4 protein-coding genes are annotated in these 14,093 nt (G+C 41.0%); 3 read left to right on the top strand and 1 reads right to left on the bottom strand.

Annotated features, from left to right (window positions below; genetic code table 11):
- Window positions 1–11: 11 nt before the first annotated feature.
- A complete protein-coding gene (locus tag GXP67_RS08580; RefSeq protein WP_162442761.1) occupies window positions 12–995 on the bottom strand; it encodes a potassium channel beta subunit family protein in 984 nt (327 codons plus the stop codon).
- Between the two features lie 498 nt (window positions 996–1,493).
- Here GXP67_RS08580 and GXP67_RS08575 point away from each other — a divergent pair, with 498 nt between their 5' ends.
- From GXP67_RS08575 to GXP67_RS08565, 3 genes are all read left to right on the top strand, one after another.
- Window positions 1,494–9,110: a beta strand repeat-containing protein gene (locus GXP67_RS08575; protein ID WP_162442760.1), complete on the top strand. Its 7,617-nt coding sequence runs from the start codon at window positions 1,494–1,496 to the stop codon at window positions 9,108–9,110.
- A 158-nt stretch (window positions 9,111–9,268) separates the two neighbouring features.
- Window positions 9,269–12,352 carry a tetratricopeptide repeat protein gene (locus GXP67_RS08570; protein ID WP_162442759.1) on the top strand — a complete coding sequence of 1,028 codons (3,084 nt, stop codon included), beginning with the start codon at window positions 9,269–9,271 and terminating at the stop codon, window positions 12,350–12,352.
- A 69-nt stretch (window positions 12,353–12,421) separates the two neighbouring features.
- Window positions 12,422–14,092 (top strand): TonB-dependent receptor, encoded by a 1,671-nt coding sequence (locus GXP67_RS08565; RefSeq protein WP_162442758.1) that lies wholly within the window; start codon window positions 12,422–12,424, stop codon window positions 14,090–14,092.
- The last annotated feature ends 1 nt before the right edge of the window (window position 14,093 follow it).

Below are 14,093 nucleotides of genomic sequence, written 5' to 3'. Positions count from 1 at the left end.
CTTATTACTTATTAGAACTGCGGTTGTTCAGGTTTGTTTTGTAAAATCTGTTCCACTTCTTCCAATACCTGTTCAGTCAACTGCTTCACTGCTTCAATCGCTTGAAGATTTTCTTGCAATTGTGCAGTTTTAGAAGCGCCCAGGATCACTGTGCTTACATTTGGATTTTTCAAACACCAGGCTAATGCAAATACAGGCATAGATACACCCGTTTTTGCTGCCAACTCTGTCAAACGGCAGGTTTTTTCAATCCATTGCTCTTGTAAGGTACGTTCTTTCAGCCATTCAAGGCCATCAGTATTCATCCGGGTATCAGTCGGCATTCTCTGGTTATATTTTCCCGAAAGCAGCCCCGAAGCCAATGGCGACCATATAGAAGTACCAAGGCCATAATGTTTAAATAGGTGCAGGTATTCTTTTTCCATTTTATCGCGCACGAGCATGTTATATTGAGGCTGTTCCATGGTAGGCCCTATCAAATGATACTTTTCTGCTACCAGATACGCTTCCATTAACTCTGATGCACTCCATTCGGAAGTTCCCCAGTATAATACTTTTCCCTGTGCAATTAAATGATTCATCGCCCAGACTGTTTCTTCGATAGGTGTGTTTTTATCAGGCCGGTGGCAGAATAATAAATCTACATAATCGAGTTGTAGTCTTTTTAAGGCAGCATGGCAACCTTCCATAATATGTTTTCTGGATAATCCTTTCTGATTGGGCTTTGCCTGAGAGGAGCCAAAAAAGAGTTTGCTGGATACAATGTAAGAACTTCTGTCCCAATTTTTTTCTTTCAGAAGGTTACCCATCACAACTTCGGATTGCCCATTTGCATAGATTTCGGCATTGTCAAAAAAATTAACGCCAGCTTCATATGCAATTTCCATCAATTGTCCGGCCACCTCATCAGTTATTTGTTTTCCGAATGTGAGCCAGCTGCCCAGCGACAGAGCGCTTACCTGCAATCCTGATTTTCCTAAGCTGCGGTATTCCATGTAGCATTCAGTTTTTAATGGTAAGTAGTTTGATAAATAGTAGAAGCCTGCAATTTTTTGCGTGTAGTATGTAATTTTTTGAGAAAACTATACAAACTCGCATAAAGTTTGCTGCAATAAACAGACGACTTTTGGCTGGATGGCAGTTACCTTCATCATTCATCGCTGATTAATATAACGTGTACCATTTAGGAAAAGATTACACAATTTTCCCCGGTTACCTAAAAAAAGAGTTTGCTTCTTATAAATAATAAAGTATAAATTCGTGCTATGTTTGTAACATCTAAATTGGCCAATATTATTACAAGATGTATGGTTTTGGCTTCTGATTTAATATACAAGAATTTTTATCTAGTAAGAGAGCAATCCATACATTAGTAATATAAAATCACCCGGAATGCTGTAACTAGCCCCATAATATTGACTTTGTAATTCTTACCACCTACCTGAAAAGTTAATAACAAACCTAAGTGTTAAGCAATTGAAATTGAACTGAATATGAAAAAAAATTACCCTCAAGTGAGAAAGCTTTCAACTTATTTGTTTGTTTTCTGTTTTTTTGCTACTGTATTTGTAGCAAATGCACAAACAACATACTATTCCTACCAATCAGGTAACTGGAATAGCACAACAACCTGGACTCAGGACCCATCAGGCTTAACACAGGTAGGAGCAGCTGTTCCGGGTACTAATGCAATAGTAGTAGTACTCAATGCCCGAACGGTTACAGTAAACTCAAATGTGGCTACTACTGGGCTTAAAATCACGATAGAAGACGGCGGCACACTAAATATTGCTGCTGGCGTTAATCCTGGATTTGCTGCCCAGCTGGCTGCATTAAATGGAACTGGCAGGCTCCGCATCCGCAAATCTTATTTCCCAACGGTAGCAGCCGGATTTAATAATTTTTGTTCTGCCAGTGGAGGTACAGTAGAATACATGAACTTTAGTGGGTTTCTGCCTACTAACCAAGTAAATTACCGGCATGTTATACTCAATAATACTTTTAACCCTGCTAATGCTTATACCATGACCTTAGGGACCCCCAATGCAGGGCTTGGGACTACTTATCAGGTGAGTGGAAATTTCAGAATACAAAAAAGTACGGCCGCCGGTGCTCTTACCTTTACTATCGGAAACTCGGTAACAAAACTTATATTAAAAATAGGCGATGAAGCTACTGGTATTGCCGGTGATATGCGTATCGCTGCTGGTACTATTGTAAATACAGGTTTATTTGGTCAGGTACACGATATATATGTGAACGGAAACCTGGTGAACAACGGAATCCTCGATCTGAGTAATGCACCACAATATGTAAATGCAACTGCATCTTTTACTCCGCTTAAAGGGGCAGCAAATGTCTATTTCACCGGCTTATCAAACAATACGGTTTCCGGTTCAGGTAATCAGTTTGAGTTTTACCGGTTGATCGTAGCCAAGGGCACCGACCAGACATATTTACTCACAGTTAATCCCAGTAAAACCAACGTTTTTAACTTATTTGCACCGACCCAGCCTGGTAATAGTACTCCCTGTGATGATCCTAATCCTGATCCAGTTATTAACAAAGCACTTTGGATCAGGAGTGGTACACTTAAATTAACAAGCAAAATTACGATTCCCAAGCTATCTGATGCAGAAGATGTGAACGGAAATGGAATTATAGATATACCTGCAGAACGTTCAGCCTGTGATTTTACTATTCCTGAAAAAGGTGCTTTATGGATTGATGGTGCAATTGTAAATATTACAACTAATACCGGTGCTGCCAATGAAACACCTTATACAGCTATGACTGTTATTGGTAAGCTGAGAATTACCAAAGGACAACTGTTGGGAAATAAAAGTGCAGGGTTGATTTACCGCTATACAGGTGAAACTGTAATTGAAGGCGGAACAGTAAATATTTCTCAGTTCCGGCTTTCTGTAAAAGGAGAACCGCTTAAAAACCGGAGTTCTTATGTGCAAACCGGAGGAACGGTAACAGTAAGAGGAAACAAGTCAAATACTGGAATCGATATTATTGCCGATAAAAGAACAGACTTTGCTATTTTTAGTATACCAGATGCAGGTAGTACTTTCAGAATGACGGGAGGTACTTTGAATATAAATGATGCCATCGGTGGCCTTCAAAATAATCCTGACATTTCAAACGGAGGCACAAACGGGCTTTATATTAATAGTGCACCCGGAAACTATAGTGTTACTGGTGGAGTAGTAAATATCAATGTGAATGGAAGTGTATCTAATCCGTTTGGACTCAATTCCAAGGCCCCTCTGTATGTACTTAATCTATCCAGATTAAATACAACCAGCACGGCTACCATCCAACTTTTAAATCCATTAGTGATAGTAGATTCACTTACAATTAATGCTAATTCAAACTTTAATGCCAACAGCAAAGATCTAAATGTAGGAGGTAAATTTAAAATCAATAGCCCTACTTCTCAATATACACCAGGTACCAATACAACTACTTTTAATGGATTAAATGGCCAGGAAGCGTTAATAAATTTTAATAACGTAGCTAATCCAACTATTCCGCTTTTTCATAATCTGACCATTGCTACCAAAGGTATTCTTATTTTTAACCGTACAAATGCCAATACTAACCGAACTATGCAGGTAAGTGGTACGCTGACTATTAACCAGGAAAGTATACTGAATGATGGTGGACTAACTTTCCGGCTGGGTGGGTCTGCAAACACAGGTATTGTCAATAATGGAGAGCATAGAGGGACTGGTAATATTATATTGCAGGGAACTGATACTCAATTTATAGCTGGCACTGCCGGGAAGTTTGCTACTCTGTCTGTTAATAATACCTTTGGCGTCGGTTTGTCAGGCAATCATACTATTACCAATGCCTTAAGGCTGGCAAACGGTGTATTACAGATCGCGAACAATGAACTTACACTGGGTAAAACGGCTGCTAATAATACTGCCAGAATATATGGAGATCTGACGGCCAATACATATGCGTTCTCGGCAACCAAGATGATCCGTACAGGTGGCAACCGTTCAGATGGCGGATTGAAGGTGGAATATACAGCTACTACCGGTGATTTTATCTTTCCTGTAGGAGTAAATGATTCTAATGCTGGAGATAAATTTACACCAGTAACGATTAATGCTACGCTCACTTCTCCAGGAACCTATGGAACTGTAGTCGTACGGCCAGTTAACCTGACGCATCCAAATGTAACGGCAGATGGCCAGTCACTAAAATATTACTGGCGAGTTACCAGCGAAGGCTGGACTGGTACCATACAGGCTACCCACAAAGTATATACGTATGCAACAAGCGATCTGCAAAATCCAACGGCTAATTACCGGGCAGCCAGATACAATTCGAGCATTGAGACATGGTATTATAGTAATACAGCTTATAATGCTACCACAGCTCCTGGTAATATTACTGTACCTAATTTTAATACGGGTACTAATTTTACACCGGCCCTTACCAGTTTAATTGATGGAGAGTTTACTGCAGGAAATCCCGAAGCTTTTGGTTTGCCGCCTGTTTACTACACCCGGCAGAGTGGAAATTGGGATGATTTAAATACCTGGTCCAGAGTAAGTCATACTGGTCCTGCCATTACTGGCGCAGATGGTTTGCCTAAGAAAAATAGTCCTGTATATATTGGAGATGGTGAGACGAATAATCATGTTGTAACTATACCCTCTGCAGATCCATTGAGTAAAATTGTAGGCAGCCTGCAGATTTCTGCGAATTCTGTGCTAGATGTTACGACCACTACTGGACATAATTTCGGATTTCTGAAAGGCAGGGGTATCAGTGGAACAGGTACCATGCGGATATCCTCAAGTTTTGCAACAGCTGAATTCCCTACCGGTGACTTTGGGGATTTTGTAGGAAGAGAGGGAGGAACAGTAGAATATTATACCACAAACTTAGATTTTACCCTTCCATCCATATTTAACAATGGATCAGCGAACCAGTTGCTCAATAATTACAGAACCCTCATCCTGAATGCAGGAACGAATACAGTTACCTTACCTAATTTAACTTACAATGCATCCATATCCAGTCTTACCATCTTTGATACATTAATCATCGGATCAAGGCCAGGATTTACAGGAATAGCCAATTTCAGCAGCGATACTTATGGAAACGTATGGATCGAAAAGACTTTGCATATACAGCAAGGTACCCTGCAATTACCAGGTACCGGGACTGCAAGAAGCATCACTATTGACAGTAATATGGTAATTGACCAGCCAGGAAGTTTTGTGGCTGCCAATACTGGCAACCTGGTTCACCAGATAGTTACGAACGGAAACCTGATCAATAATGGAGTAGTTAATATGAACCAGGCGAGTCAGGGTGAACTGTACTTCAGAGGTGAAGCTAATACTTTTATTACCGGAACAGTCTCTTCTGCTTCAACTACATTGGGTACGCTCAGAGTAGATAAAGGAAATTCCCAGGTGCCGGTGCTGACCCTGAACGTTGCCGGAACACTCACTACACCAGATAATGGCTGGCTCGTATTCAGTAATGGTACTTTCCGCTTTGCTAAAGCCGCTACCCTTACTTTATCTAATACTGCAACTGCTTTTACCATTCCTGCTACTGCACGTTTATCAGTGGATGAACCGCAAGCTGTAGTAAGGGTGGGATATTTAAATGATAATAATGCAGACCTGTTCCTTGCCGGTAAACTGGAAGTTCTTAAAGGAACGCTGCAAGTAGGTAATCAGGCTAGTAACAGTAATAATGATATTGAATATGCTGGCGCCGGCTCTCCTGAAATAGAGGTTGTAGATGGAACCCTGCTGGTGAATGGCCAAATCCGCAGAAATACCACAAATACCTTTGGCTCTCTGATCTACCGCCAGACTGGTAATGGAAATGTAATTATTGCAGGAAAGGCAAATCAGGTATCCAGGGCAAAATTAGAAGTGCTAAATGCCGGCAGTATTTTCAATATGACTAGTGGTACACTTACCCTGGTAAACGGAGGCGGTACTTCATTTAGTGATTTATATCTCCGTCCAGATTCTGCAGCTATTACCGGTGGAACGGTAGTTTTTGCACCAGGAAATTCAGGTAACCAGTCCTATAAGCTGGATGCAAATGTTGCCTTATGGAATGTAGAAGTAACCGGAAGTGCAGGTAATTCAGCTACGACCACTTTAAGTGTTAATCCTTTGGTAGTTCAGAACAATTTAACAATTAGCAATAGTAGCAGTATTCTGACAGCAAATAACCTGAATATTACCATAGGAGGTAACTTTACCAATGCAGGTACCTACAATACAGGTACTAATACAACTATATTTAATGGCACCGCGGCCCAGGAAATCACATTGAATGCTGCCACAACTTTCCATAACCTGACTGTAGACAAAGCTTCCGGAGTAGCCACCTTTGAAGGTTCACAGTCTCCAATCATCAATGCAGTGTTAACACTCGCTAATGGAACCCTCGATGATGGTGGAAAAACCGTAGTTGCCAGAGGTAATATCCTAAATAATGCCCTGCATACTGGTGCCGGAAAAATTCAGACGAACAGTGGCGCTAACGATATAGCCAGAGTGATTTCAGGAACAGGTACTTTTCAGAACCTGGAAATAGCAGATCAGAATAATGTAACTGACCTCGGAATTATTACTATTGCCGGAAACCTTAATTTTGTTACCGGTGCACTTGATGTTAAAGATAACCTGCTGATTCTGGGAGAAAATGCCTCTGTGAGTGGAATTGATGCGGCCAGCAACAGGTATATCCTGACCAATGGCGTATTAAGCGATGGAGGCGTACGTAAACTGTTTGCTACAGGAAATGGTGCCTTCACTTTTGTATGGCCATTTGGTACAGGTACGAATTATACCCCTGCTCAGATTAGTGGCACTGCTACCAGGACTGCAGGTAGTTATATTACGGCTAAGCCTGTAAATGACAAACATCCGGCTACCACTGACGTTGCTAATAAAGAACTTAATTATTTCTGGAGTGTATCCAGCCAGGGTTTTTCAGGTATTACCGCCAATCACCAGTATGCCTATCCTCAAAGTAAAGTGCAAAGCAATGAAGCAGCATATATTCCAGGCAGATATGATATAATTAATAAAAACTGGTCATATGGCGTAACAGGCAGTATCAATACAGGAAATAACACCATCGGCAATCCGACATTTACTACAAACGGTTTTGTCCAGGCAACTGGTGGAACTATAAACAGTAGCTTACTGGATGGAGATTATACTGCCGGAGAAGAACCTGAATTTGGCCTGATAAAAACATTTTATAGTCTCAAATCCGGAGATTGGACAGATTCTGCCACCTGGTCGACAGTGAGCCATACCGGTCCCGTAGATGGTGGTACTCCAAATGGTAATCCTGTCGAAATTGCTGCCGGACATATCATTAATGCGGCAGGTGATAACCGGTATGCTGCTTCTCTGAAAATAGGTAATAATGCTGTACTTAATCTTGGGAACAATCCCCGTCATAATTTAGGCGTAGTTTCCGGTACAGGTAAGATCAGCATCGCTTCTACAATAGATTTCTCTCTAATCTATCCGGCAGGAGATTTTACTCAGTTTGCCAGCACAAGTGGCGGAACTATTGAGTATGTTCACCCTCTGGCAGGGGTTGCTACTGAACCGGCTTATGTGGTGCCACAAGGTACACGGAGTACATATAATAATATTATATTCTCCGGAAACGGCGAAAAATACCTGCCAAATGTGGATATGCGGGTGAATGGCAATTGGACCAATACCGGAAATGGTAATGCGTATACCTACTTCCCGGAAGAAGGTCCTGAAACTGTAACATTCGGAGGAGTAGCTCAGCAGATCACCAGCATAACGCCTATCATATTTAACCGGCTGGCTATTGCAGGCGGAGGTACTAAATCATACAATACTAACCTGGATATTAACTATGTATTTACGCTCACTAACGGATATTTAAAAGCAGATGAAGATCCGGTAGATCCCTTACTTGTAAATGTAAGAGAAGGCGGAAAAATAGTTGGAGGCAGCTTTAACAGCTTTGTGAGTGGCGCTTTGGGACAAACCGGTATTGGACAGATCACCTATCCGGTAGGAGATATTACCAAAACCAATACCTACCGCCCGGTTCGTTTAAATATTAAAGGAGAATCTCCAAGCATACAGGTACAACACTTCGACTTCGACCCTGAAGGAATTGCAATGCCTGTTCTTACAAATATTTCTAAAATCCGCCATTGGGAAATTAAGTTAACTCAGGCAAATGAAGGTATATTTGAAGGGGCTACCGGTACATTCTCCTATGATCCTATTTTAGATAAAGCCTTTATTCTCGATGGTGGTGGAAACAGGATATTTACTCCTTCCCAGTTAAGAATGGCTAAAACCTATGCTCCTGATAATAACCGGAATGGGAGCTACTATAATATCAATGGAACCAGAGGTGCTGATGCAAGTTCATCTTTTGGTAGCTTAGCATCCATTACTTCCAATGAGTTTACTGCATTTAGTTTCTTTGCTTTAGCTTCCATCAATGAGAATATTAATCCATTGCCAGTTCGGTTGCTTTATGTGAAAGGAAAACAAGTAAGTAAAACAGTAGTATTGGATTGGGCTACCGCTTCAGAAATTAATAATGATCACTTTGAGGTAGAGCGCTCTGTAGATGGAAAGAACTTTGAGTACATCGGCAGTGTTCAGGGCAATGGTACGGTACAAACCCTGCATACCTATAATTTTGTTGATGTGCAGTTGCCAAATGCAACTGTTCTTTACTACCGCTTGCGCCAGGTAGATACCGATGGAAAATATGAGTTCAGCGAGATAGTGGCTGTTCAAATCACCAGCACTACTAGCGAACTTGCCAGCCGCTGGTCAGTATATCCGAATCCGCTCAGAGGTGATGAACTCGAAATTGTAGCCGGAGATGCCAGCTTCAAAACTGACGAAGTATATACTTTCCAGTTATACCATATTTCTGGACATTTGATAACCACCCAGATAGCAACGGTAGATGTGGCAGTAAAAGAACTTCGCCGGGCTTTAACAGGTGCTTCTACAGGTTTGTACTTACTACAAATAGATAGCAAACGTGGCAGAGACCTGTTTAAATTGCTCAAACAATAAAATTTTATAAACTAAATTTGCAAACCCGCAGATTTTTCAAAAATCTGCGGGTTTTTTGTTTGTGATGGCTTCAAATTTGCCTTTGTGCATATCATTCTATTTACAATTTTATTTCTAATTTTGAGTTTAATAAACGTACTCTGATTGTTGATACCTTCATGCCTAAACCAATGATAAAGCCTGCCAGGCTTCCTTTTTTTCTGTTGTACTGCCTGTTGTTTCCCTGTATTTTTTCTTATGCCCAAACCACACTCGTTCATAGCGCCGATGATGTACATTTCCGTACTGGTCTGGAGTTGATGGACAAACAGAATTATGCAGCTGCCCAAAAAGCTTTTCAGGATTATATTGCCCTTGGAAATAATGACCTCAAAACCGTAGAAGCCCAGTATTATATAGCCCTCAGTGCGCTGAATCTATCCAACTCAGATGCAGAACCGATGATTGAGCGTTTCATTGCAACCAATCCCAATCACCCAAAGGCACTAATGGCGTATTATGAGCTGGGTAATTTCTATTTCAATCAGAAGAAATACGACAAAGCCATAGATTATTTTGGAAAAGTGGAAACCAGCCGCTTAACAGCTGAACAGCGGACAGAAGTAGAATTTAGATTGGCTTACTCCTATTTCAGCAAACAGCAGTTTGCCCAGGCCGGAGAATTATTTAATACCCTCAAACGCAATCAGCACAAATATACTTATGCGGCCAGTTATTATGCCGGGTATATCGAATTTCGTGATGGCAAGTATGATGAAGCTTTACTTGATTTAAAGAAAGCTACCAACAGCGAAGAATATCGTCCGCTGGTGCCATATATGATTGCTAATGTATATTATAAGCAGAAGCGCTACGATGAAATGATCGCTTATGTAGAGGAAATCAGCAATGATAAAACCATCCGCAATCGGGAAGAAATTGCCTTGTTGACCGGAGAAGCCTACTTCCGTAAGGGGAACTATGAAAAAGCTGTTACTTACCTGGACCAATCTGTAAGCGGAGGGCGTACCAAACCAGCTGCCGATGTACAATATCGCCTGGCTTATGCACAATACAAAACCAAAGATTTTGCCGGAGCTGTTGAGAACTTTAAACCTGTAGCTTCTGCTACCAGAGATACACTCTCTCAATACGCCTCCTATTATTTAGGATTATCATACCTGCAAAACGGAAATAAACCCTTTGCGCTGACTGCCTTTGATGCCGCCAGAAAAGCCAAGTTCAGTAAGGATTTGCAGGAAGAAGCTGCCTTTTACCATGCCAAATTGAGTTATGAACAGGGAAATAGTGCTAATGCGGTAGCCACTTTGAAAGATTTCCTGAAAATGTACCCGGATAGCAAGCATGAAAATGAAATAAATGAATTGCTGGGCGAAGCCTACTTAAACTCAAATAACTATACAGAAGCCATTGCCCACTTGGAAAGTATCAAACGCCGTACACCCCGTATTGATGCGGCATATCAGCGGGTAACCTATAACCGGGGTGTCGAATTGTTTAACAATGAGCGTTTTCCTGAGGCAATTGCTATGTTTGCTAAATCCCTGCAAACGCCCCAGGATGTAGATTTAAAAATTGCCGCCAGTTTCTGGAGTGGAGAAGCCTATTCTGCAGCGAGACAGTTTCCGGAAGCCATTAACCAGTATGCAGCTGTTTTTCGTGAACCAAAGTCTACCGCTACCGAATACAGCCTGAAAAGCCGGTATGGAATCGGATATGCCTATTATAATAACAAAGAATATACGAAGGCACTGGAACATTTCCGGGAATACATTAACCGCTCCGATGCCAATGCCAATAAACAAAATTACGACGATGCGCTCCTTCGGCTGGCAGATAGCTATTATGTAACCAAAAATTATAATGATGCGATCCGCTATTATGACCAGGCAATTTCCAGAAATACGGTTGATAAAGACTATGCCTATTTTCAGAAAGGGGTAGTGCTGGGATTAGCAAACCGCCCCGAAGAAGCCAAGAGTAGCTTTGACCAGGTTGCAAATCAGTATCCTAAATCCGGATATGTAGATAATGCCTATTTCCAGAAAGCGGAACTTGATTTTGAGAATGGCGCTTATGCAGCAGCTATTACAGGCTTTTCTAAACTGATAGATCAGAAACCAAATAGCCCAGTAGTTCCTTTTGCCTTGCTGAAACGGGCGGCTGCTTATGGAAATATGAAGAATTATGACAAAGCCATAGCTGATTATAAGCAGATTATCGATAAACACACCACCCACAAGACATCTACCAATGCGTTGCTGGGTTTGCAGGAATCGCTGTCGAATGCAAGCAGAGGAGAAGAGTTTGATGCCTATCTGGCCAAGTACAAACAGTCGAATCCACAGAATGATGCTGTAGAAAATATTGAGTTTGAAGCCGCCAAAAGTTTATATTTCGCAGAAAAATATCAGAAAGCGATTGAAAGTTTTAGTAATTATCTGAAGCAATATCCGAATAATGGCTTAAGTAACGATGCCAGGTTCTATATTGCTGAGTCTTATTACCGCCTCAATGACATTCCTAATGCCCGGATCAATTACCAGTCGATCATTAGAGAGAACATAAGCCAGTTTGTGAACCGCTCCATCGGACGGATGGCCGATATTGAACTGGCAGCTAATAACTATCAGGCCGCAGCTGGCTATTATACTATTGTGCTGTCTACCGCCAGAAATAAAAGGGAACAATTTAATGCCTGGACCGGACTAATGGATGCCCATTATGGACAAGCTAAATACGACTCAGTATTATATTTTGCTGAGCAGATCATTACGACCGGAAATGCTACCTTAAGTGCACAAAATAAAGCGCTGCTATATAAGGGAAAAGTAGCTTTCAATCAGGGTAATTACGACAAGGCCATCGATGAGTTTTTGAAGACGCTTAATTCTGCCCAGGATGAGAATGGTGCAGAAGCGCAGTATTTAATGGCAGAAGCCATGTTCAGGCAAAAACAATTTAAACAATCGCTGGAAGTTTTATTTGAATTAAATAAAACATTTGCTGCTTACGAAAAATGGCGGGGCAAAGGATTTTTGCTGATTGCCGATAATTATGTGGCATTAGAGGAGATGTTCCAGGCAAAAGCTACCCTTAATTCTATTATTGAAAATTCTCCTGATAAAGAGATAGTATCGGCCGCCAGAGAAAAACTGAAATCTATAGAAAGTATGCCGCAAAAAGCCACTGAAACCGAGGAAGAAGAGGATACTCTTGAGGAAGAGGATACCAGTAATTAGAATATCTCCTTGTATCAGGAGTTTGTGTTTCTCCAAGAATTATCTAAACCATAATAAAACTGTAAGACTTTGAAGTGTACTACAATTAATAAAGCAGCCTTCTTCAGCATCATACTCGTCTCTGTATTTTTGTCATTTGAAGGGAATGCCCAGGTAAAGCGGGATGATAGTGGCGAGATTGAAGATGCAGAAATCATTATTGAGAAAAACAGGGAAATAGCACTTCCGGAAGCTAACCGCAATTTTGAAAAGATTACTGCTCCTGTTCGTCAGCCAGATCCGGTATTACAGCAATATCAGTTTATTGAACGTAATGCGAAGCTACCAGACTTGAATCCCCGGTTCAGGGTATTGCAAATGCCGACAGAACCATTGAAAAAATTGAATGGAAATTATGTCAAAGGAGGCCTTGGTAACTATGCGAATACCTATCTGGAAGGATTCTTTAATTCTACCCGCAATAGTGATTACAGCTATGGGTTACGATTTAAGCACCTGGCCTGGGGAAGAGGTCCGGTGGATAAAGGTAATTCTGGCAGCAGCGAAAATATGATCGGGGTACATGGCCGGTATTTTCTGGATGCACTCACTGCTGGCGCTTCATTGGAATACAGCCGGGAGCGGTATAATTTCTATGGCTACACACCCGGAAAGGAAGTAGACAAAAGTGATATCAAGCAGGTATTCAATACCATTGCCTTAAAAACAAATTTCACCAGCAACAATACCAAATCCCCGCTGGATTACCGCCTGGATGTAGGCGTGATCAACCTGAGCGATGCCTATAAAGCACGGGAATTTGAGTTTGGCACGCAACTCAAAGGCTCATATACCATCAATGAAAACCTGAAAGCCCAACTGAATACTGATATTTTTCTGACAACCCGTAAAGATACTGCTTCTCAAAGCCGGAATTTTGTCCGTTTAAGACCAGGTATACAATATAAAATGGATGTAATCACACTTTCGGCTGCGTTGAATACTGTCTTTGAGAATGACACAGCCAAGACCGATGATAATCTTCATATATATCCGGTATTACAAGTAGAATATTTGTTTATGGATAAGTTCACGTTCTTTGGCGGATTCGAAGGCGATATGCAGCGGACCACCTTGCGTCAGTTTGTGAATGAAAATCCCTGGCTGGCTTCCAATGTGGCTTTGCTGCATACCAATAAAGCCAGAGATTTTTATGGAGGAGTAAAAGGAGATATTGGCGGAGGATTATCGTTTGCTACCAGGATTGCATTTACTGGCTATAAGAATTTGTACTTCTTTGTGAATGGTAACCCCGACTCTACTAAGTTCAATACTGTATATGAGAATGATTTTACCAATGTACTCAACTTTACTGGAGAATTAGGCTATACTTATAATGAAAAACTCAGGCTTGGACTGAAGACAGGATTTTACAATTATAGTCTCAAAAATCTGGAAGAAGCCTGGCATCGCCCTACCTTTACTGCCACAGTGCTAGGAAGTTATAATTTTAATAATAAATTGTTCTTCAATACTGAAATTTATTATCTGGGGGGAATAACAGCCAAAAATTTTGCAAGTAATAAAAAGGTCGATTTAGATCCGATTCTGGACCTGAATATCAAGGGTGAATATTTATTTTTTGATAAATTTTCTGCATTTTTGTCATTCAACAATTTGCTTTCTTCCAAATATCAGCGTTATTTATATTACCCTAGCCGGGGCCTTAATATTTTAGCAGGACTGACCTATACTTTTTAGA

It is taken from the genome of Rhodocytophaga rosea, assembly GCF_010119975.1.
Taxonomy (GTDB): Bacteria; Bacteroidota; Bacteroidia; order Cytophagales; family 172606-1; genus Rhodocytophaga; species Rhodocytophaga rosea.
This window is presented reverse-complemented; position numbering and strand designations above follow the sequence as displayed.